This is a genomic window from Amycolatopsis sp. N2S4-7 (genome assembly GCF_058119595.1).
Window position 1 is genome coordinate 9,609,328 of sequence record NZ_CP172299.1, and the last position, 21,268, is coordinate 9,630,595.

Annotated in this window: 20 protein-coding genes; 6 read left to right on the forward strand and 14 right to left on the reverse strand. The window is 74.3% G+C overall.

Annotated features, from left to right (window positions below):
* Positions 1-912, reverse strand: coding sequence for a GNAT family N-acetyltransferase (locus ACH54P_RS45390; protein ID WP_489909484.1), 912 nt, complete (start codon positions 910-912; stop codon positions 1-3).
* Positions 909-1,760: a class I SAM-dependent methyltransferase gene (locus tag ACH54P_RS45395; RefSeq protein ID WP_489917013.1), complete on the reverse strand. Its 852-nt coding sequence runs from the start codon at positions 1,758-1,760 to the stop codon at positions 909-911. Before ACH54P_RS45395 ends, ACH54P_RS45390 begins: the two co-directional genes overlap by 4 nt.
* Before the next feature lie 324 nt (positions 1,761-2,084).
* Between ACH54P_RS45395 and rpsA the strand changes: the two genes are divergently transcribed.
* Positions 2,085-3,584: a 30S ribosomal protein S1 gene (gene rpsA, locus ACH54P_RS45400; protein ID WP_489909485.1), complete on the forward strand. Its 1,500-nt coding sequence runs from the start codon at positions 2,085-2,087 to the stop codon at positions 3,582-3,584.
* A 90-nt stretch (positions 3,585-3,674) separates the two neighbouring features.
* Here rpsA and ACH54P_RS45405 read toward each other — a convergent pair whose 3' ends face one another.
* Positions 3,675-4,289 carry a TetR/AcrR family transcriptional regulator gene (locus ACH54P_RS45405; RefSeq protein WP_489917014.1) on the reverse strand — a complete coding sequence of 205 codons (615 nt, stop codon included), beginning with the start codon at positions 4,287-4,289 and terminating at the stop codon, positions 3,675-3,677.
* A gap of 211 nt (positions 4,290-4,500) precedes the next feature.
* Here ACH54P_RS45405 and ACH54P_RS45410 point away from each other — a divergent pair, with 211 nt between their 5' ends.
* Both ACH54P_RS45410 and ACH54P_RS45415 read left to right on the forward strand, forming a co-directional pair.
* Complete coding sequence (locus ACH54P_RS45410) at positions 4,501-5,136, forward strand: HD domain-containing protein (protein ID WP_489909486.1); 636 nt, start codon at positions 4,501-4,503, stop codon at positions 5,134-5,136.
* Positions 5,137-5,141: 5 nt separating this feature from the next.
* The gene (locus tag ACH54P_RS45415) at positions 5,142-5,588 is read left to right on the forward strand and encodes an OsmC family protein (protein WP_489909488.1); all 447 of its coding nucleotides are present in this window, start codon (positions 5,142-5,144) and stop codon (positions 5,586-5,588) included.
* Between the two features lie 164 nt (positions 5,589-5,752).
* Here ACH54P_RS45415 and ACH54P_RS45420 read toward each other — a convergent pair whose 3' ends face one another.
* Together ACH54P_RS45420 and ACH54P_RS45425 are read right to left on the reverse strand one after the other, a co-directional pair.
* Positions 5,753-5,998 (reverse strand): hypothetical protein, encoded by a 246-nt coding sequence (locus tag ACH54P_RS45420; protein WP_489909489.1) that lies wholly within the window; start codon positions 5,996-5,998, stop codon positions 5,753-5,755.
* Between the two features lie 139 nt (positions 5,999-6,137).
* A complete protein-coding gene (locus tag ACH54P_RS45425) occupies positions 6,138-6,362 on the reverse strand; it encodes a hypothetical protein (protein WP_489909490.1) in 225 nt (74 codons plus the stop codon).
* Between the two features lie 123 nt (positions 6,363-6,485).
* On the opposite strand from ACH54P_RS45425, the gene coaE reads away from it, so the two are divergent.
* Entirely contained in the window at positions 6,486-7,670 is a 1,185-nt protein-coding gene (gene coaE, locus ACH54P_RS45430; protein ID WP_489909491.1) for a dephospho-CoA kinase, read from the forward strand.
* On the opposite strand, the gene ACH54P_RS45435 is transcribed toward coaE, so the two are convergent.
* From ACH54P_RS45435 to ACH54P_RS45475, 9 genes are all read right to left on the reverse strand, one after another.
* Positions 7,667-8,290 (reverse strand): response regulator, encoded by a 624-nt coding sequence (locus tag ACH54P_RS45435; RefSeq protein WP_489909492.1) that lies wholly within the window; start codon positions 8,288-8,290, stop codon positions 7,667-7,669. The two genes, coaE and ACH54P_RS45435, sit on opposite strands and share 4 nt — an antisense overlap.
* Complete coding sequence (locus ACH54P_RS45440) at positions 8,287-9,558, reverse strand: sensor histidine kinase (protein ID WP_489909493.1); 1,272 nt, start codon at positions 9,556-9,558, stop codon at positions 8,287-8,289. The genes ACH54P_RS45435 and ACH54P_RS45440 overlap by 4 nt, the downstream gene beginning before the upstream one ends.
* Positions 9,555-11,063: a glycosyltransferase family 39 protein gene (locus ACH54P_RS45445; protein WP_489909494.1), complete on the reverse strand. Its 1,509-nt coding sequence runs from the start codon at positions 11,061-11,063 to the stop codon at positions 9,555-9,557. Before ACH54P_RS45445 ends, ACH54P_RS45440 begins: the two co-directional genes overlap by 4 nt.
* A 93-nt stretch (positions 11,064-11,156) precedes the next feature.
* Positions 11,157-12,662: an ArnT family glycosyltransferase gene (locus tag ACH54P_RS45450; protein WP_489909495.1), complete on the reverse strand. Its 1,506-nt coding sequence runs from the start codon at positions 12,660-12,662 to the stop codon at positions 11,157-11,159.
* Positions 12,653-13,396 carry an ABC transporter permease gene (locus ACH54P_RS45455; protein WP_489909496.1) on the reverse strand — a complete coding sequence of 248 codons (744 nt, stop codon included), beginning with the start codon at positions 13,394-13,396 and terminating at the stop codon, positions 12,653-12,655. The genes ACH54P_RS45450 and ACH54P_RS45455 overlap by 10 nt, the downstream gene beginning before the upstream one ends.
* 10 nt (positions 13,397-13,406) lie before the next feature.
* Positions 13,407-14,312, reverse strand: coding sequence for an ABC transporter ATP-binding protein (locus ACH54P_RS45460; RefSeq protein WP_489909497.1), 906 nt, complete (start codon positions 14,310-14,312; stop codon positions 13,407-13,409).
* A 113-nt stretch (positions 14,313-14,425) separates the two neighbouring features.
* Positions 14,426-17,164: an ATP-binding protein gene (locus tag ACH54P_RS45465; protein WP_489909498.1), complete on the reverse strand. Its 2,739-nt coding sequence runs from the start codon at positions 17,162-17,164 to the stop codon at positions 14,426-14,428.
* Positions 17,165-17,204: 40 nt separating this feature from the next.
* A complete protein-coding gene (locus tag ACH54P_RS45470; protein ID WP_489909499.1) occupies positions 17,205-18,410 on the reverse strand; it encodes an amidohydrolase family protein in 1,206 nt (401 codons plus the stop codon).
* Between the two features lie 68 nt (positions 18,411-18,478).
* A complete protein-coding gene (locus ACH54P_RS45475) occupies positions 18,479-18,997 on the reverse strand; it encodes a ribonuclease FAU-1 family protein (RefSeq protein WP_489909501.1) in 519 nt (172 codons plus the stop codon).
* A 106-nt stretch (positions 18,998-19,103) separates the two neighbouring features.
* Here ACH54P_RS45475 and ACH54P_RS45480 point away from each other — a divergent pair, with 106 nt between their 5' ends.
* Together ACH54P_RS45480 and ACH54P_RS45485 are read left to right on the forward strand one after the other, a co-directional pair.
* Complete coding sequence (locus tag ACH54P_RS45480; RefSeq protein ID WP_489909502.1) at positions 19,104-20,636, forward strand: DUF5685 family protein; 1,533 nt, start codon at positions 19,104-19,106, stop codon at positions 20,634-20,636.
* Between the two features lie 12 nt (positions 20,637-20,648).
* The gene (locus ACH54P_RS45485) at positions 20,649-21,260 is read left to right on the forward strand and encodes a carboxymuconolactone decarboxylase family protein (RefSeq protein ID WP_489909503.1); all 612 of its coding nucleotides are present in this window, start codon (positions 20,649-20,651) and stop codon (positions 21,258-21,260) included.
* Positions 21,261-21,268 lie beyond the last annotated feature (8 nt).

Here is a 21,268-nt window from a genome sequence, read left to right on the forward strand (position 1 = left end):
TCAGGACCAGGCGGGGCGCCGGATCCACATGGTCCACAGTGGACGATAACCCTGCCGGTGCCAGAACACCGGCGAGAGCGGGTTCGCCGGGTGGTAGAAGAGGAACGTACCGCGCACGCCCGGCCGCAGCAGCTCGCGATGGGCCACCGCCATCAGCGCCCGCCCCACCCCGCCGCCGCGCGCCGCGGGTGCGACCGACAGCGTGTCGACGTAGCCCCAGCGGCCGGGGAGCAGCCGGCCGTGGATGCTGTCGCCCGGCGCGGGGGAGGCCAGCGCGCAGGCGGCCAGCCCGGCCGGCACGCCGTCGTCCTCCGCGAGCCAGACCAGGCCGCTGAAGCGCAGCGAGCGGACGACCTCCGCGCGCAGCAGCGCCCGGCCGCCCGGCCGGTGCACCGCGGTGCCGACCAGCGAGGTGTACCGCCACTCCGCCATCCGCAGCCCGGTGAGGGCCTCGACGTCGCCGTCCGAGGCGCGGCGGACGGTCACCCGCGCCGGTCCCGGGTCGCCGGGCGGGTCCGGCGCCCGGACCGCCAGGCAGGTCATCGGCGCGAACCCGTGCGCCAGCAGGACCGCCGACGCCTCGGCGTCGCGGCTCGGCCAGGCCAGCGTGCAGCCCGAGTCGGGGTCGGGCCGTCGCCCGCGCATCCGGTCGCGCCACGCGTCCAGCAGCGCGGCGAGGCCCGCGGCGCCGCTGTCGCCCGGCACCGGGGTCAGGTCCCAGATCTCCAGCGGACCCCACAGCGCGGGCCACGAGCCCGGGGCGTGCACGACGTGCGTCAGCAGGCCGCCCGCCTTGCGGCCGCCGACCGTGACCAGCAGGGGTTCGTTCGCCGCCGGCGGGGGCGCGATCGGCGGGAGCAGCGGGTCGAGCGCGGCGAACCGCGCGTTCTGCTCCGCCTCCAGGGGGTTCACGAGCGGTGCGTGCGGAAGATCGCGGTGCCCGGGAAGAGCCGGCCGCGCAGCGGGCTCCACTGGCCCCAGACCCGCGTGTGCCCCGCCGGCCACTCCGGCTCGACCAGGTCGGTGAGGGTGAACCCGGCGGTGGCCAGCGCGCGGACGTAGTCGCCGAGGGTGTGGTGGTACTCGACGTAGGTGGCAGTGCCCTCGTCGTCGACCTCGACGTACGGGGTGCGGTCGAAGTACGGCTGGGTGACGGTGAGCCCCTGCGGGCCCGGGTCGTCGGGGAAGATCCACCGCATCGGGTGAGTCACCGAGAAGACCCACGGCGCCCCCGGCCGCAGCACCCGGTGCACCTCGGCGAAGACCGCGTCCACCGACGCGACGAACGGGATCGCGCCGAAGGCCGAGCAGGCCGCGTCGAAGCTGCCGGACGCCAGCGGCAGGTGCTCGGCGTTCGCCTGCACCAGCGGCACGGCGACGCCGGTGCGCTCGTTGCCGTCGCGGGCGTGGCGCAGCATGCCGGCGGACAGGTCGGTCGCGACGGCGTCGGCGCCCTCCGCGGCCAGCCAGCGCGAGCAGGCGGCCTGCCCGCAGCCGATCTCCAGCACGCGCCGGCCGCGGACGTCGCCGAGCAGCCGCGCGTCCGCCTCCCGGACGCCCTCCGGGCACCAGACGAAGTCGGCGTCGCCCAGGAATCCGCCGTGTTCGGCCTGGTAGTCGTCGGCGTCGGCGTCCCACCAGGCGAGGTTCGCGGCCGCGGCTTCCGCCCCGCCGACCGCGCGGTAGGCGACCGCCGTCGTGCCCAGGCGGTGCTCGGCCGCGTCGTGGCGCCCCGGCGCGGGCGGCTCCTCCGGTGGCATGATGGTGTCTCCGGTCCCGGTGGGCGGTGCCTGCTCCACCTGCGTCCTCCTGCGTGCGGTTTGCCTTCGCGAGGACCTTAGCGATCGCGGGGGGACCCTGATTGTGCCGCCTAGCGGCTGCCGCGTAGGATAAGTGTTAGCGCAGTGGGTTCGCGCTGCCTTCCGCTCAGCTTCTGGTTGGGACTCGGGTCGCGCACCGTATGCGGGTCATGCCGCGGTCGTTCACTGGTGGACGTTTGCTCGCAGGGTCGTCGCATGCTCCTACACCCCATCGCGCCGACAACTGCCAACCCTCGATTCCCATCCACCGGAGCAACCCGCCTAATGACCACCGACACCGCCACCGCCCCGACCGCCCCCGTTGGGGCCCCGCAGGTCGCCATCAACGACATCGGGTCGGAGGAAGACTTCCTCGCGGCTATCGACAAGACGATCAAGTACTTCAACGATGGCGACATCGTCGAAGGCACGATCGTCAAGGTCGACCGCGACGAGGTCCTGCTCGACATCGGCTACAAGACCGAGGGTGTCATCCCCTCGCGTGAGCTCTCCATCAAGCACGATGTCGACCCGGCTGAGGTTGTCACCGTCGGCGATGAGGTCGAAGCCCTCGTTCTCCAGAAGGAGGACAAGGAAGGCCGTCTGATCCTGTCCAAGAAGCGCGCGCAGTACGAGCGCGCCTGGGGCACGATCGAGGAGCTCAAGGAGAAGGACGAGCCCGTCAAGGGCACCGTCATCGAGGTCGTCAAGGGCGGCCTCATCCTGGACATCGGCCTGCGCGGCTTCCTCCCCGCGTCCCTGGTCGAGATGCGCCGTGTGCGCGACCTGCAGCCGTACGTGGGCCGCGAGCTCGAGGCGAAGATCATCGAGCTGGACAAGAACCGCAACAACGTGGTCCTGTCCCGCCGTGCCTACCTGGAGCAGACCCAGTCCGAGGTGCGCAGCGAGTTCCTCAACGCGCTCGCCAAGGGCCAGGTCCGCAAGGGCGTCGTGTCGTCCATCGTCAACTTCGGTGCCTTCGTGGACCTGGGTGGCGTCGACGGCCTGGTGCACGTCTCGGAGCTGTCCTGGAAGCACATCGACCACCCGTCCGAGGTCGTCGAGGTCGGCCAGGAGGTCACGGTCGAGGTTCTGGACGTCGACATGGACCGCGAGCGCGTCTCGCTGTCGCTGAAGGCGACCCAGGAAGACCCGTGGCGCCAGTTCGCCCGCACCCACGCGATCGGCCAGATCGTGCCGGGCAAGGTCACCAAGCTCGTCCCGTTCGGTGCGTTCGTGCGCGTCGAAGAGGGCATCGAGGGCCTGGTCCACATCTCGGAGCTGGCCGAGCGCCACGTCGAGATCCCGGAGCAGGTCGTCCAGGTCAACGGCGACGTCATGGTCAAGGTCATCGACATCGACCTCGAGCGCCGTCGCATCTCGCTGTCGCTGAAGCAGGCGAACGAGGGTGTCACGCCGGACACCGAGTTCGACCCGACCCAGTACGGCATGGCCGCCGAGTACGACGCCGAGGGCAACTACATCTACCCCGAAGGCTTCGACCCGGACACGCAGGAGTGGCAGGAAGGCTTCGACAAGCAGCGTGAGGAGTGGGAGCGCCAGTACGCCGAGGCGCACACTCGTTACGAGGCCCACATGAAGCAGGTCCAGAAGGCCGTCGAGGCCGACGCGGAAGCGGCTGCCGACGCGGCGACCGGCATCGAGGGTGGCGCGGAAAGCTACACCTCGGGCTCGGCCCCGGCCGACACGAAGAGCAGCGGTGGCACCCTCGCCTCCGACGAGCAGCTCGCGGCGCTCCGCGAGAAGCTCTCCGGCGGTGCGTGAGCACTAGCTCTCTGAGCTGAACCACGAACCCCCGGTCCACATCGGACCGGGGGTTCGTGGTGTCTCTCCGGCTGTGCGCGCCGGGCGCGGTCAGGGGTTGCGGAGGCCGAGGCCCGCCATCATCGCGGTGACCCCGCGGCGGTACATCTGTTCGTTCGCCTCTTCGGTCGGCGGGATGAACCAGTCCGGCAGCGGCGTCCGCGAAGCCAGCATCAGCTCCGCGCCCACCAGGCCGTGCATGGTCGTCCACAGCTGGAACGCCGCCGCGCGGGCGTCCGCTCCGGGCGGGCACACCCGCTGGACCCTGGCGATGAACAGGGTGAACGTCGTCCGCAGCACCGCCGAGCGCAGCGCCGGGTCGGGGTCGAACCCGGGTACCGGGCGCTCGAACATCAGCGAGTAGCGGATCGGGCTCTCCCGGGCGAAGAGCCGGTACTCGAGCGCGAGGTGCAGCAGGTCCGCGATGCCGTCCGGGCTCGAGGGCGGCAGTCCCTCCAGCAGTTCCCGCAGCGAGTCGAACGTGCGCTCGTACAGCGCGTCGAGCAGGCCGGCGCGACCGCCGAAGCGGGCGTACACCGAGATCGTCGACGCGCCGGCGGCCTCGGCCACCCCGCGCACGGTCAGGCCCGGGACACCGCGGTCGAACAGTACCGACAACGCCGCGTCGAGGAAGCGCTCGCGGTTGCCCTGCTCGGCGGGGCGCATCGACAAGTGCCTGGTGGCCACGGCGCACCCCCTTCGCAGCAGCCGGGCGCAGGCGGCGTCCGGGTGACCCACCCGCACCAGAAGATACGATATCCACTCCGTCTTGGGAATGCGCCGGATGTCCGGATCTGCGGCATTCCCGTCCCGCGGGCACCGGTCCGGCAGCCCCGGGGCCTGGCAACGTCGGAATCCCCGACGAAAGGGTTTTCCGATGACCACCTCCGTTGCCGACATCACCGTCCCCGACACCGCGCTCGCCCGCGAAGCCGCCGAGCTCGTCCGGGACACCGCCGGCCCGCTGCTGTACGACCACTCTTCGCGCGTCTACCTGTTCGGCGCGCTCCAAGGCCGTCGGCGCGGCCTCGACTTCGACGCCGAGCTGCTCTACGTGGCGGCGCTGTTCCACGACCTGGGGCTCGTCGCCGGCCACCGCACCGACCGCCGCTTCGAGCTCGACGGCGCGGACGAGGCCCGGCGCTTCCTGCTCGGCCACGGCGTCGACGCGGACCGCGCCCGGATCGCCTGGACGGCCATCGCGTTGCACACCACGCCGGGCATCCCCGAGCACATGGAACCCGAGATCGCGCTGGTCACCGCGGGCGTCGAGTACGACGTGCTGGGCATCGGCTACCACGACCTCCCGGCCGAGGCCCGGGCCGCGGTCGTGGCCGCGCACCCGCGGCCGGACTTCAAGCGGCGCATCCTCGCCGCGTTCACCGAGGGCATCCGTGACCGGCCCGACACGACTTTCGGGAACGTCAAGGCCGATGTTCTCGCCCGGTTCGTGCCAGGCTTCGTGCGGCAGGACTTCGTCACCACGATCGAAGAATCACCCTGGGAGGACTGACGCGGATGGATCACCCCGAGCCCGGCACGGTCGTCGTCACCGCGAGCGGCGACGGCACCTACACGCAGCAGGTCACGACGGCGACCCACGAGCTGCTCGTCGACGAACCGGTCGCGGTCGGGGGCGCCGACGCCGGCCCGAACCCGTACGAGCTGCTGCTCGCGTCCCTGGGTTCGTGCACGGCGATCACGCTGCGGATCTACGCGGACCGCAAGGGCATCCCCCTGACGAGGGCGACGATCCGGCTCCGCCACGACCGCATCCACGCCGAGGACTGCGAGAAGTGCGAGACCGAGCGCGGCATGCTGAGCCGGATCACGCGCGAGATCGAGCTCGAAGGCGACCTCGACGACGACCAGCGAGCACGGCTCATGCTGATCGCCGACAAGTGCCCGGTGCACCGCACGCTGTCGTCGGAGATCGAGATCAAGACCCACGAGACGGGCCGCTGAGCGGGGTCGACGGTGGCCGGCCGACGGCTCGGCGAGGATCGCGGGCGCTGAGCGGCGCGAGACCGGTGGCTGGGTGTCGCCGGTCGGGCGGTGCCGATGGAGCCGGGCGCTGGGCTGGGCCGAGGTGGCAGGGCGGCGCGGGACCGGTGGCTGGGTGTCGCCGGTCAGGCGGCGCGAGCCGTCGCCGGGCGGGTGGTCGACGTGACCGCCGGGACCCAGATGCGCTCGAGGGCGGCGGCGCGGGCCTTGCGGCGGAGCCCGGCGAAGCTGTGCTTGGCCGGGACCAGCAGGGCGCTGAGCCACGTCCGCCGGTAGTCCGCCAGCGCGTCGGCCACCGTGCGATGGAGAACGCAGTGCACCAGCCCCGGCGTGCCGAGCCGGTGCCTCCCGACGTGCTTGCTGTCCGCCATCGTTCCTCCGTGTGGGCGACCCTGTCGCGCGCACGGTACGCAACCGGCCCCGTGAAGGTGGGTAATCAACGCGGCGTGTCCGGATATCGGTTGAGTCACGCGTCACGATCGCCTTGCGCATCACCCGTTCGTGTGCCCGTCAGGCCGGTGGGGTGGTCACCTCGTCCTCCGGGCACATCGTGGCGAACGGGATCCAGGTGCTCTTCACCGCGTACGCCGCGCGGAACTGCTGGACCTGCACCCGGTAGACCCCGGACAGGCACTGCTTGGCCGGCCTCGCCGTCGTCACCTCGGGCACCGTCACGGCGAGCGTGCCTGCCCCCAGCAGCACGACGGCCGCCCGGCCGAGCTTTGTCATCCTCATCGTTCCCCCCTGACCAGCCTTCGGGAAAACGATTACCGCTGTTACGGCCTCTTGGTTGATGTCACACGAATGGCCCACGACGCCGGCGCGGTGGCCGCGAGGAGCCTGACTAGGGTGATCAGCATGTTGCGTGTGGGGTTGACGGGTGGGATCGGCGCCGGGAAATCGACCGTGGCGAACCGGCTCGCCGAACACGGTGCCGTGCTGGTGGACTCCGACCGGATCGCCCGTGAGGTCGTCGAGCCCGGCACCGAGGGCCTCGCCCGGCTCGTCGAAGAGTTCGGGGAAGAGATCCTGGCCGCGGACGGCTCGCTCGACCGGCCCGTGCTCGCCGCCAAGGCCTTCGCCGACGACGAATCGCGGCGCCGGCTGAACGCGATCGTGCACCCGCTGGTCGGCGCCCGCACCGGGGAGCTCATGGCCGCCGCCGCGCCGGACGCGGTGATCGTCCACGACATCCCGCTGCTGGTCGAGAACGGCCTTGCGACGGCCTACCACCTGGTCGTCGTCGTCGACGCGCCGGTCGAGGTGCGGGTCCGGCGGCTGGTGACCGCGCGCGGGATGGCCGAGGAGGACGCGCGGGCGCGGATCCGGGCGCAGGCCGGCACCGAGCAGCGCCGCGCCGTCGCGGACGTCTGGCTGGACAACGGCGGCGCCGAAGACGCCGTGCTCGCCGACGTCGACGCGTTGTGGGCCGACCGGCTGGTGCCGTTCGAAGCGAACGTCCGCCTCCGCCGGCCGCGGCCGCCGATGTCCCCGAGGATCGCCGGGTACGACCTCACCTGGCCGGCCCAGGCCGAGCGGGTGCTCGCCCGGGTTCGCGCCGCGGCGGGGGAGCTGGCCCGCCGCGCCGATCACATCGGCTCGACCGCCGTCCCCGGCCTCCCCGCGAAGGACGTCCTCGACCTCCAGCTCACCGTGTCCGCTCTGGACGACGCGGACACCCTGCAGGAGCTGCTTTCCGACGCCGGGTTCCCCCGGCTGGCGGGCGAGTGGGTCGACGACGCCCTGGACGGCGACGGGACGTGGCCCAAGCGCCTGCACGTCGGCGCCGACCCGAAGCGGCCGGTGAACCTGCACGTCCGGTCCGTGGAGACGCCCGCGTGGCGGCTCGCGCTGCTCTTCCGCGACTACCTGCGCGCGAACCCCGGCGAACGCGACGACTACCGCGACGTGAAGCTGCGGCTGGCCGAAGCGCACGCCGACGACGGCACGGTCGAGGCCTACGCGGACGAGAAGCAGGAGTGGGTCAACGGCGTGTTCGGCCGCGCGGAGAAGTGGGCGGCCGCCACCGGCTGGACGCCCTAGGAGCCCAGCAGGCCGCGTTCGAACGCGACCGCGACGGCCGCCGCGCGGTCCTTCACGCCGAGCTTCGCGTAGACGTGGATCAGGTGCGTCTTGACCGTCGCTTCGCTGATGAACAGCTTCTTCGCCGCTTCTTTGTTCGTCGATCCGCGGGCGACCAGGGTGAGCACCTCGAGCTCCCGCTGGGACAGCGGTTCCCGCGCCGGCTCGCGCATCCGGCCCATCAGCCGGCTGGCGACCGCGGGGGACAGCACGGCCTCGCCGCGGGCGGCGGCCTCCACCGCGCGGTACAGGTCTTCGCGCGGGGCGTCCTTGAGCAGGTAGCCGGTCGCGCCGGCTTCGATGGCCGGCAGGACGTCCGAGTCCGTGTCGTACGTCGTGAGCACCAGGACCCGCGCCGGGTTGCCCAGCCGGGCCAGCTCGGTGATCGCCGCGACGCCGTCGGTGCCCGGCATCCGCAGGTCCATCAGGACGACGTCGGGGCGCAGCCGCTCGGCCAGCGCCACGGCTTCAGCGCCGTGCGCCGCCTCGCCGACGACCTCGAAGCCGCGGCCGGTGAAGATGCCGCGCAGCCCGTCGCGGACGATCGGGTGGTCGTCGGCGATGAGCACGGTGATCGTCATGCGGGGTCCTCCGGTGGCGGCGGGACGGCGGGCAGGACGGCCGAGATCGCGGTGCCGCCGCCGGGTTCGGACTCGACGTGCAGCGTGCCGGCGAGCCGCTCGACGCGGCGCCGCATCCCGGGGAGCCCGAAGCCGGGCCCGGGCCCGGGGGTGAACCCGGCGCCGTCGTCGCGGACGTCGAGCGTGACCTCGCCGTCCATGTAGGACAGCGTCAGGCCGGCGCGGTGCGCGGCCGCGTGCCGATCCACATTGGACAGCGCTTCCTGGGTCACCCGCAGCAGTGTCGCCTCGATCTCCGGGTGCAGCCGCCGGGGTTCGCCGGTGGCGGTGACCGTGGCGGGCACGCCGGTCCGTTCGCTCCACCGCGCCGCGACGCCGGCGAGCGCCTCGGGCAGCGTGGCGGCGTCGAGGGGCTCGGGGTGCAGGGCGCGCACCGACCGCCGGGCGGCGGTGAGGTTCTCCCGCGCGAGCGCGGTCGCGGACGCCAGGTGCCGCTGCCACTCGGCCGGCTCGTCCTTGGCCAGCTCGGCCGCCTCGAGTTGCGTGATGATGCCGGTGAAGCCCTGCGCCAGGGTGTCGTGGATCTCCTGGGCGAGCCGCTGCCGTTCGTCGAGCATGCCGGCTTCGCGGGCTTGGCTGAGCAGTTGCCGTTGCAGGCCCTCGTTCTCCGCCTGGGCCGCGGCCAGTTCGTCGAGCGTGCGCCGGCGTTCCTCGTTCTGCCGGGCGACGGCCGCCGACAGCAGCCCGCCGCCGCCGATCGCCGCGGTCTGCACGACGATGATCGGGATCCAGACGCCCGGCCGTTCCCGCAGGGCGTGGACGGGGCCGCCGTTGCCCAGGGTGTTGATGAGCAGCGAGGTCACCGCCAGCGCGGCGAAGGCGAGCCACGTCGGCCGCAGCCGCATGGCGGCCAGGAACGCGAAGATCATGAAGATCACGAACGTGACGTCCCGGACTTCGAGGACGCTGCCCAGCCCGAGCACGCCGAGGAACGTGAACAGGGCGAAGGTGGGGCGCTCGCGCAGCCGCGTCGGCGGGAGCACGACGGTGCCGAGCAGCCAGAGCGCGGTCGCGCCGACCACGGCACCGGTGGTCGCCCACCAGCGGCCGTCGTGGCCGCCGAAGCCGAGGCTGGCCGCGGTCGCGACGGCGAGCAGCGCGCCGGGCAGGAACCGCTCGACCCGGTTCAGCCACGGCTGCCAGCCGCCCGGGGCCCGCGCGGACAGCGGCGGCCACAACGACCGGTTCCAGTCGATGTCGAGGCTCACGCTCTCATGTCCTTGAGCCGCGGCCAGATCTCGGTCCAGCTCGCGGTCCGGCTGGTGAGCAGCCAGACCGGCATGTGCTCGCTCGCGTTGCGGACGCCGAGCCGGTTGCCGACCTGCCCGACGATCCGCGCGTCGCGGAAGTCCTTAGTGAGTTTCGAGGGGTCGTAGCCGACGAAGAGCACGCTGCCGGCGTTGTCGGCCGGCCTGCCGAAGTACCAGAACCCCCGGCTCGGGCTGTACGCCTCGGGCAGCCCGCGCTCGGGCCCGTGCCGGCCGAGCGCGCCCGCCTGCCAGTAGCCCCCGGTGACGACGGCCGTCCCGGGCGGGGCGGTCCGGTACAGCGCGGCGACGTCGTCGGCGAGGTCCGGCCAGCCGATCTCCTCGGCGGCGTAGGCGGGGCGCGGCGCGCCCGGGTGGTCGACGAGCCAGTGCGCGGGCCAGAGCGGCAGCGTGAACGGCAGGCTGAACACGGCGGACAGCACGAACACCGGCCAGGTCGGCACCCACCGCCACCACAACGCCGGTTCGCGGTCTTCGAGGTGCACGGCCGCGGCCGCCCACAGAACACCGAACATCCCGGCCGCGTAGTAGTACCGGCCGTTCGCGACGAGGAACACCGCGACGACACCCAGCGCGGTCCAGCCGAGGAACCGGTACGGCCGCAGCTGCCTGCTCCCGAGCAGCACGGCGACGCCGTAGAGCACGCCGAGCGCGCCGATCACCCAGCCGGCGCCGGCGAGCAGGTTCGGGACGAAGCTCTCGCGGCCGCCCGCCGCGTCGACCTCGGCGCCGACCGCGTCGCCCATGCCGAGCTGCGGCCAGCCGTTCGCGCGCTGCCACAGGAGCGTGGGCACCAGCGAGACGGCGGCGATCAGCGCGCCCAGCCAGAGCTTCGGGCGGCGCAGCAGCTCCCGCGGCCCGAACACGAGCACCGCGAGCCCGGCCACCGCCCAGAACGCGGCGATGAGCAGCTTGCCGTTGAGCGCCACCGCCGTCACGACACCGAGCCACACCAGCAGGGCGTCATCGCGGCTGCGGACCCAGCGGACCACCAGCCACAGCACGAGCGTCCACAGCAGCGGGTCGATCGTCGACGTCGCCAGGTAGTGGCCGCTGCCGACGAACTGCCCGCAGATCGCGTACGCGGCCGCCGCGCGCGCCTGCGCCTTGCGCCGCCCGCCGAGTTCCCGCGCGATCAGCGCGGTGACGACGACCCCGGCCGCGGTCGCGGCGATCGCCGGCAGCCGGAAGACGACCAGCGATCCGGGGGCGAGGGTGTTCATCAGCCAGGCCAGGGCCGGCACGAGCGGCGGCTGGTCGGCGTACCCCCAGGCCAGGTGCTTGCCGGCGGCGAGGAAGTACAGCTCGTCCCCGAAGTAGCCGTAGCGGCCGGCGGTGAGCAGCAGGGCCGCGGCCGTTCCCAGCGCGAGGAGAGCGACCGGCAGCCGGGCGAACGGCGCGAGCTCGGCCTTCGCCTGGTCGGGGGCCGTGGCTACGGCGTCCATCGTGCTCCTGTCCTCGTCGGCGCCCGGTCCTTCCCGCACCCTACGTGCCCCGCCCCGGCGTCACCGTGCGGATGGTGACGCCGGGGACGGGGCTCACGTGTGGGTGTTCACCAGCTTCGGCCACAGGGCGGACCACGGCTCGGTCCGGCCGCTCGCCAGCCACAGCGGCACCCCGTCGAAGTAGCTCGGCTTCGCGCTTCCGGTGGCCACCTGCCCGATCGGCCGCAGGTCGGCGAAGTGCCCGAGCAGCGGCCGTGGGTCGGCGCCGACGAACAGCACGTCCGTCGTCGCCTCGGACGGCACGACCAGTGTCGCGTACCCGCGGTTGCCGCTGGCCGGCTCCGGCAGGCCGAGGTCGCGGCCGTAGCGGTCGAGCGCACTGGCTTCCCAGTACGTCTCGGTCACCACCGCCGTGCGCTCCCGGCCGGGCAGCTTCGCGAACGCGTCGGCCACCGAACGGGTCCCCTCCGGCCAGCCGATCTCGGCGAAGGCGAACACCGGCGACGGCAGCGACGGGTGCTCGGTCAGCCACGCCCGCGGCCAGACCGGCAGCGCGACCGGCAGCACGAGCAGCACGGCCAGCGCGTAGCACGGCCAGGTCGCCAGCCACCTCCACCACCGGGACGGCTCCCGGCGTTCGAGCGCCACCGCGGCCATCGCCCAGCACACCGGGTACATCCCGGCGAGGTAGTAGAACCGGCCGTTCACCGCCACGAACACGACGGTCAGCAGCAGCGTCGTCCAGCCGAGGAAGCGGAGCTCCCGATCGCGCAGCAATCTCCCCAAGCCGTAGAGCAGCAGGACGGCGCCCACCGGGAGCCCGGCGGTGAGCAGCGCCGTCGGCACGAACACCAGCCGTCCGCCCCAGGTGTCGCCGACCTCCTGGGAAATCGCCGCGCCCATGCCGAGCTGCGGCCAGCCGTGGGCGGCCTGCCAGACGAGCGTCGGCACCAACGCGGCCACGGCGATCGCGGCGCCCACCCACAACGCGGGCCGGCGCAGCAGCTCGCGCGGCCCGCAGACGAGGATCGCGACCCCGGCGGCGAGCCAGAAGCCGCCGACGAGGAACTTCGTGTAGAGCGCGACCGCCGTCACCACGCCCGCCCACACGAGCAGGCCGTCGGCGCGGGTGCGCAGCCAGCGGACCAGCAGCCACAGCAGCACGGCCCAGAGGAACGGGTCCACTGTGGACGTCGCGAGGTAGTGCCCGCCCGCCAGGAACTGCGTCGACACGCCGAAGGTCGCGGCGGCCAGGGTCTGCGCCTTCGCCCCGCCGCCCAGTTCGCGGGCGATCAGCGCGGTCAGCGCGATGCCGCCGAGCATCGCCAGCATCGCGGGGATCCGCAGCACGAACGGCGAGTGCCCGAGCGCGTCCATCGTCCTGGCGAGCAGCGGCAGCAGCGGTGGCTGGTCGACGTAGCCCCAGGCGAGGTGCCGCCCGGCGGCCAGGAAGTAGAGCTCGTCGCCGAAGTAGCCGTACCGGTTCGCCGTCAGCAGCAGGGGAACCGCCATGAGCGCGGCCAGGACGGCCACCGGGCGCGTGGCGACGGGCGCGACCGGCCGGATCCGGGCGGGCGCGGGCGCGGTCGTCACTCCCATCGGAACACCCGCGCCGCGATCGTGGTGCAGACGACGGCGAAGGCCGCCATCGCGCCGAGCTGCAGCGCCTCCGGGGCGTCCCCGGCCCAGGTGGCGCGCAGCGCGTTGAGCGTCGCCCCGAGCGGCAGGACGTCGGCGACGTGCTGGAGGGCGACCGGCAGCTGTTCCTTGGGCACCCACACGCCGCCGAGCGCCAGCATGGGGAAGAACAGGGCGGCCCCGATGCCGCTCGCCGCGCGGCCGGTCGGCGCGAGCGCCGCCACCAGCAGGCCGACCGAGAACAGCGCCAGCGCGCCGAGCACGATCGACACCCCGAACCCGGCCGGGTTGCCCGGCAGGGCGATCCCGAGCGCGAGCCTGCCCACCCCCGCGATGAGCAGGACCACGACGACCGCGGCGGCCAGGTTGACCAGCAACTGCGCGGCGAGCAGGCGGCTCGGCGGCACCGGGCTCGCGGAAAGCCGCTTCAGCAGGCCCTTCTCGCGGTAGGTGCCCATGACGTTCGGGAACTGGGTCAGCGCGAGCATGGCCAGCAGGATCGTCACGGCCATCGGCGCGATCACCGTGGCCAGCGGGCTGTGCCCGCCGTACTTCGGGTCCGGCTCGTTCGCGCCGGGCATCAGCCCGAACACCAGCAGCAGGGCCAGCGGGATGCCGACGACGACGGCCGGGGCGCCCGGGTCGCGCAGGAACACCTTCGCCTCGGCGGTGGTCAGCTTGGTCAGGACGGTCATGGTTTCCCCCTCATTCCGGCCGGTGGCCGGTCAGGGCCACGAACGCGTCGTCGAGGCCGGCCTGCTCGACGCGCAGGTCCCCGGCGACCACCTCCAGGCGGGCCAGCAGCGACGTCACCGCGTGGAGCACGTTGCCGTGGCCGCTGACGACGAACTGCCCGCCGTGCCGCTCGACGCGGCGGACCTCGGGCAGCGCCTCCAGCGCGCCGGGGTCGAGCGGCGCCGACGGCCGGAACCGCACGACCTGCTCGTCGGTCACCCCGGCGACCAGCCCGGCCGGCGTGTCGACGGCGACGACGCGGCCGGCGTCGACCACGGCGATCCGGTCGCAGAGCCGCTCCGCCTCCGCCATGAAGTGCGTGACCAGCAGGATGGTCACGCCCTGGGCGCGCACGGCCTCGATCAGGTCCCACGTGTCGCGGCGGGCCTGCGGGTCGAGCCCGGTGGTCAGCTCGTCGAGCACCGCGACCTCCGGGCTGCCGACCAGCGCGAGCGCGATGGACAGCCGTTGCTGCTGACCGCCCGAGAGCTTCTTGTACGTCGTGTTCCGGTGCCCGGTCAGGCCGAGCGTGTCCAGCAGCTGCGCCGGGTTCGCCGGCCTGCGGTAGAACGCGGCGTAGAGCTCGAGCAGCTCGCCGACCCGCAGCTTGTCCTGCAGCCTGCCCTCCTGGAGCTGCACGCCGACGCGCTGGCGCAGCTCGGCGCGGTCGCGGCGCGGGTCGAGCCCGAGCACCGACAGCCTCCCGCCGTCGGGCACCCGGAGCCCTTCCAGGCACTCGACGGTCGTGGTCTTGCCCGCGCCGTTCGGGCCCAGGATGCCGAAGATCTCGCCGCGCTCGACGTCGAACGACACGTCTTCGACCGCGACCTTCTCCCCGTACCGCTTGTGGAGGTGCTCGACCTCGATGACCGGCATGCCGCCGTCCCCCTCTCGATCCGTTTCCGACGGATCGAGAATCGCGTGCCGGCGGGGGCCGGCGCGTCATCGGATCGGTCCGGATCCGGTCCACCTTTCGGAGGATGCGGCGGTCAGCCCCGCTGTGCGGCCCAGGCGGCGATGCGGGTGCGGTTGGGCAGGCCGAGCTTGGTGAGGATGTGCTGGACGTGGCTTTCCGCGGTGCGTTCGGAGATGTGCATCAGCGCGGCGATCTGCTTGTTCGTCAGGCCCTGCGCGACGTGCGCGGCGACCTCCGTCTCGCGCGGGGTGAGCCCGCCGGGCGTGTCGCCGCGGAGCGTGCCGGCGAGCTCGTCGGCGCGTCGCCGCAGGGGCGCCATGCCGAGGCGCGCCGCGGACGCGGAGGCGGTCGCGCAGAGGGCGGCGGCTTCGGCGAGGTCGCCGGGACGGCGGCGGCGGGCCAGCACCCGGGCGAGTTCGAAGCGGGCGAGGGCGGCGAACGGCGGGGCGCCGGCGGCGTCGTTGGCGGCGATGCCGAGCCGGAACTCGCGGACGGCTTCGTCGAGGTGGCCCCCGGTGGCGACGGCGGCGGCGAGGTAGGAGTGCACGGAGCCGAAGTTCGTGACGGAGCCGGCCCCGCCCGTGACGAACAGGTCGGCGTGGGGCCGCAGCCGGGCGGCCGCGTCCGCCGCGACGCCGGGCTCGCGCATCAACGCGGCCAGCTCGGCCCTCGTCGCCAGCGTGGGCAGCAGCGCCGGCTGCGCGAGTGCCTCGCCGGTGGCGGGGTGGAGGATCCGGCGGGCGCGTTCGAGATCACCGCGCTGGGCCCAGTAAAGCCCGTACACGGGCCGGACGAACCCCGGGGAGGTGCGCTCGAACAGCTCGTACTGCTCGGCGGAGACGAGATCGTCGCGGCCGGTGAGCCCGTCGATCGCGAGCAGCACGAAGACCGAGACACCCACGAGCGAGTCGTTCGCGCGTCCCTCGACCAGCCCCAGGCAGTCCCGCACGGTCGAGATCGCCTCGTCGAACCGGCCGCGGGTGATTTCGACGGCGGCCCGGCTCCGCAGGAGGTGCCACCGGGCCAGCGGCCGCCGCAGGCGGTCGGCCAGCCGCCGCATCGGGGCCAGCGACGCTTCCGCCTCGTCCAGCCGGCCCAGCATCATGAACGCGTCGAAGCGCCACAGCCGGCCCCAGAGCATCGTGTCGTCGTCCCGTTCGGCCCGGCCGAGGGCGGACATCCGCTCGGCCAGCTCGAGCCGCTCGTGCACCCCGTCCGGACCCGAACGGGCCATCTGCCGGGCTCGCAGCGCCGAGCGGAGGACCCGGGTGTCGCCGAGCCGCTCCGCCATCGCGAGCGCTTCGGCCGAAGCGCGGTCGGGGTCCTCGCCGCCGGCGAACCCGGCCTCGCCCGCGCGCAACGCCAGCAGCCGCGCGCGCAGCGGGCTGTCGCCGTCGGGCAGCTGGGCGAGCGCCTCGGCGGCGAGCCGGTCCCCGCGGAAATCACCCCACGGATCGGACAACCCCTCCAGCGTGAGGGCGACCGCGCCGAGGGCGGCCGGGTCGCCGGCGTCGCGCGCGGCGTCGGCTGCCTGGGCGAGGACCGCGTCGGCGGGCTGGAGGTCGCCGTTGCGGAGCAACGCGGTGGCGTGCCGCCGCAGCAACCGGGCCCGGTCGCCGGCGCCGGTGTCCAGCGCCTGCCGGTAGAGGCCGGCCGCCTGCTCCCAGGCCAGGCGCTCCAGCGCTTGGTCACCCGCGCGCTCGGCCCATTCGGCGGCCTGCCGCGGATCGCCGACGGGCGACGAGGCGAGCAGGTGGTGGGCGATTTCGGTGGCCCGCTCGGCGGCGTCGGGCCGCCCGGCCAGCCAGTGGCCCAGCCGGGCGTGCGCGCGGGCGCGGGCCGCCGTCGGCAGGTCGGCCCGCGCCGCGTCCCGGATGAGGTCGTGGCGGAAGCACCAGCCGGTCCCGCGGACGACCAGGCCGGCGGCCGCGGCCTCGTCGAGGGCGCACAGCACGGCCTCGGGCGGGTGCCCGGTCACCGCGGCCAGCCCGGCCGGGTCCGGCTCGCTCCCCAGCTCGGCGGCGGTGGCGACCAGCTCGCGGGTGCGGTCGGTCAGCCGCGCCAGCCGCGCCCGGACGGTGTCGAGCGCGCCGTCCGGCAGGGTGTCCACGCCGCTGTCGAGCAACGGGGCCAGCTCGTTGACGAAGAACGGGTTGCCGCCGGTCCGGCGGCTGACCACGGCGGCGACCTCGAGGGGGACGTCCTGGCCGGTGAGCAGCTCCAGCCGGCGGCGCACGTCCGCGGCCGGCAGCCCGACGAGGCGGACGCGGGTCTGCCCCGCCTCGGGGGCCAGCGCGGCCAGCGCGGCGGTCAACGCCGCACGGCCGACGGTTTCGGTGTCCCGGTAGGTCGCCACCAGCAGCACCCGCGACCGGGCCAGGCCCCGTGCCGTGTGGACCAGCAAGGCCAGCGACGCGGCATCGGCCCACTGCAGGTTGTCGAGCACGACGAGCAGCCCGGACGGCTCGGCGGCGGCCCGCACGTGTTCGGCGAAGGCTTCGAACGCCTCGAACCGGGCGGTCGCCGAGTCGCCCGCGGTGCTGCCCCCGGCCGGCAGCGCCGCGCCCAGCGCCCGCGCGATCGGCCGGAAGACCCAGTACGGCGGGCTGCCCTCTTCGTCGGTGGCCCGGCCCCGGGCGACCGGGACCCCGAGCGCCTCGGCTCGTGCCGCGGTCTCCTGCGTGAGCCGGGTTTTGCCGATCCCGGGCTCACCGGCGACCAGGACGACCTGGCCGCGCCCGGAGCGGGCTTCCTCGAGCCGGGCGGTGAGCAGCGCGGACTCGCGGACGCGTCCGACGAACTCACCGTTCATGACCAGCAGGATAGGTCCGGATCCGGCGGAACGCCCCTGGTCACGCCGCCGCGCCGGCCACCTCCACGCCGCGCGCGAACACCGCGACCACCCGCCGCAGCGCGGCCGGGTCGGCCAGCGGGTCGCCGTCGACGGCGAGGACGTCCGCGTCGAACCCCGGGGCGAGACGTCCCTTGCGGTGCCCGAGGCCGCACACCCCGGCCGCGACCGAGGTGATCGTGCGCAGCGTCTCGGCCGGCCCGAGACCGATGTCGCGCAGCATCGCCGGGGCGCTCGCGAGCACGCCGTGCGGCTTGACCGGCGCGATGCCCGCATCGGTGCCGGCGGCGAACGGCGCGCCCAGCTCGTGCAGCCGGCGCAGGTTCCCCAGCAGCAACGGCAGCCTGCGCCGGATCGGCTCCGGCGGCTCCACACCGGGCACCGGAACCGTCCCGACCGTCGCCCCGACGGTGACGCGCCGGTCGGCGATGGCGCCCATCAGGTCCTCCCGCACGTCGACGCCGTCGGCGGACCAGAACGTCACGTGCTCCATGCCGTCGACCCCCGCGGCCAGCGCGCCGGCGATCGCTGGCGTGCCGTGCGCGTGCGCGGTGACCGGCAGGCCGTGGCGGTGGGCCTCGTCCACCGCCGCCCGCAGCACCGCCACGTCGAACTGCGCGCGCTCCTGGAAGGTGCCCGGGGTCATCGTCCCGCCGCTGGCCATGATCTTGACGACGTCCACCCCGCGGTCGACGTGCTCGCGAACCGCGCGGCGCACGCCGGCTTCCGTCGGCTCGGCCACGCCGCCGAGGAAGTGGCAGTGCCCGAGCGGGCTGGTGATCGGCGGGCCGGCCGCGACGATCGCGGGCAGGTCCGCCCGCCCGCGCAGCACGAGCGAGAGGTAGCCGCGGTCGCCGAGGTCGCGGACGGTCGTGACCCCCGCCCGCAACGAGGCCCGGCCCGCGTCCGCCATCGCCGCCAGCGCCTCCTCGGCCGAGCGCGCCCCGAGGCTGCCCACCGGGTCGGCGCCGGCGTCGAAGGCCAGGTGGACGTGGGTGTCGATCAGCCCGGGCAGCAGCGTCGCGGCTCCGAGGTCGACGACGAGCGCACCCTCCGGCGGCTCCCCGCCGGCTTCGACCGAGCGGATCACCGGCCCGTCGAACACCACGAGCGGGTCGGCGAGCAACCGCGAGCCGACGCCGTCGAACAGCCAGGCGGCGCGGATCGCGGTGAGCCGGCGTCGTTCGGTGACAGTCACCTGTTCCATGCCGGGTACGGTCGCGCGACCCGGCCGCGCGCACGTCCGCAGGAATACGCAGACGGGGTACGGAGCGGCTAGGGGTGGCGGCGCCAGGTGAGTGCGATGTCCTTCGTGGACAGCCAGGCGGCGAGGTCGTAGCCGTGCGCGGCCAGCCCTTCCACCGCGGCGTAGGTCGTTTTCAGCGCGTACTCGGCGTCTTCGGGGGTGACCAGCCCGGCGGCGAGGGCGGCCAGGAGCTCGTCGGTGTCGATCACCCGGAGCGACAGCTTGTCCTTGAGCACCAGGTCGACGTAGAGGTCGGTGGCGACCCAGCGCGGGCCGTCGCGGCGGACCCGGACGACGTCGAGGTAGAAGTCCTGGTCGCGTTCGTGACCGGGGGAGAACCAGAAGTCGGTGAGCCGCAGGCCGAGCCCGGGCACCAGCCACGACTCGAGGTAGTGGAACTGCGCGCGGCCCGGGGTCGGGCGGGCGAGGTACAGGCCGAACGGTTCTTCGCGGAACTCGTCGACCGCCCGCAGGATGCCCTTCGGGTCGGTGTTCGCGCGCGCGGCGGGGTCGAAGATCTCCACCTTCGGCGGATGCAGTTCGGCCATGCCGCTCATCCTGCCGGGCCGGTCACGAATCCCGCACACCCGCCGCGCGCGCCACACGTTCGGGCTAAGGTGCGCCGACTGTCCGGGAGTTCGAGGGGGACTGGGGATGTTCGGGATCATCAGGCCGTGCCGGCACCGGCTGTCCGGCCGCCTGCACGCCGATTGGCTGGCGCACCTGTGCGGGCTCTGCCTCACCCTGCGCGACGAGCACGGCCAGCTGGCGCGCGTCGTCACCAACTACGACGGGCTGATCATCTCGGCGCTGGTCGAGGCGCAGACGCCGGGCGCGGACCGGCGCCGGGACGCGGGCCCGTGCCCGCTGCGGGGCATGCGGACGGCATCGGTGGCGCGGGGCGAAGGCGCCCAGCTCGCCGCCGCGGTGTCGCTGGTGCTGGCCGCGGCCAAGGTCGGCGACCACGTCGAGGACCGCGACGGCGCCTTCGGACGGCGTCCGGTGGCCGCGGCCGCGCGCCGGGTCGCGGCCCGCTGGGCCGCGCAGGGCGGCCGCACCGGCGGCCGGGTCGGGTTCGACACGGCGGTGCTCACCGAAGCCGTCGACCGGCAGGCCGAGCTGGAGCGGGCCGTGCGGCTCGGCGACTCGGCGCTGCTCGCGACCGAGCCCGCCGAACTGGCGACGGCCGCAGCGTTCGCGCGGACGGCCGAGCTGGCCGGACGGCCGGGCAACGTGGCCCCGCTGGCCGAGGCGGGCCGGTTGTTCGGCCGGGTCGCGCACCTGCTGGACGCGGTCGAGGACCACGCGGCCGACGCGGCGGCGGGCGCCTGGAACCCGTTGCTGGCCACCGGAACCGGGTTGGCGGAGGCCCGCCGGTTGTGCGACGACGCCGTGCTGGGCGTCGAACTCGCGCTGCGGGAAGCCGAGTTCGCCGAGCCGGCTTTGGTGCACGCGTTGCTCGTGCACGAGCTGCGGCAGGCGGTGCGGCGCGCGTTCGGGCACGGGCAGCAGCCGCCGCCCGGGTGGATCGGGCCGGGGCCGACGCCGCAGCAGCACCCGCACCAGGTGCCGCCGGGCTGGATCGGGCCCGGGCCGACCCCGCAGCGGCACCCGCACCAGCCGGGCCGTCCCGGCGTGGGACCGGCGCCGCAGCACGGCTTTCCGCCGCCGGGGCCGGTCCCGCCGCGCGGTGCTCCCGGCCCGGGCGGGCCTGGGGGCCGAGGTCCGGGCGGGCCCGGTGGCCCGGGCGGGCCCGGTGGCCCGGGCGGGCCCGGTGGCCCGGGTGGGCCCGGAGGTCCGGGTGGGCCCGGCGGCCGAGGCCCCGGTGGACCTGGTGGCCCGGGCGGGCCCAATGGTCCCAATGGCCCTGGTGGGCCCGGTGGCCCCGGGGGGCCTGGAGGACCGGGAGGTCCGGGAGGCCCTGGTGGGCCGGGTGATTCCGGCGACCCGGAGTCGCTCGACGGCAAGGGCGGCGGCCTCTGGTACCCGAAGTTCGCCGTCCCGCCGAAGAAGCGTAACTTCTTCGTCGGCTGCGCGATCGCGCCGTACATGTGCTGCACGTGCCAGTTCTGCTGCCGGGATCCCTTTCCCGGGCCGTGGAGCGGGAAACCGCACACGGCCGGCGGCTGCGACTGCGGCTGTGAAGGCTGTTGCGACTGTTGCTCCTGTTGCGACTGCAGCTGCTGAGAGGGGAACGCCGTGACCGAGCCGATGGACCAGCTGCACGCCCGTGGCCGGGAGAACTTCGCCGAGCTCGTCGAAGGCGGCGCGAAGCGGCTCGACGCGTTGTTCGCCACCGTCCCGGCGCTGGGCGAACTGGCGGTCGGCACCGTCTACGGCCACCTGCACGAACGCCCGGCGCTGGACAACCGGATGCGGGAAGCCGCGACGCTCGCGGCGATCGTCGCGGCGGGGATGGTGGGCCCGCCGTTGAGCGTCCACCTGCGGACGGGCCTGGCTTCGGGGCTGTCGCCGGCGGAGGTCTGCGAAGTGGTGGTCCAGACGGCGGCGTTCGCGGGCTTCCCGCGCGCGGTTTCGGCGGCGGACCAGCTGAACCGCCTCTTCGAAGGCCACGACCTCCCGATCCCGCCGCCCCCCGCGGCGCGGGAGGTGGTCCTGGCGCACCTCGCGGAGCCGGCGGCCGAGGTGGCCGAAGTGCTCGGCGAGTTCCCGCGCACCGAGGTCCAGGCGGTGGGGCCCGACCGCGTCCTGGTCTCGTGCTTCGCCGACGGCCCGGAGCCCGGCGCGGTCCTGCACTGCACGGTGTCGGAGGCCGAGGTCACGTCGGTCACGGTGTACCGTCCGCGCTGACCGGGACC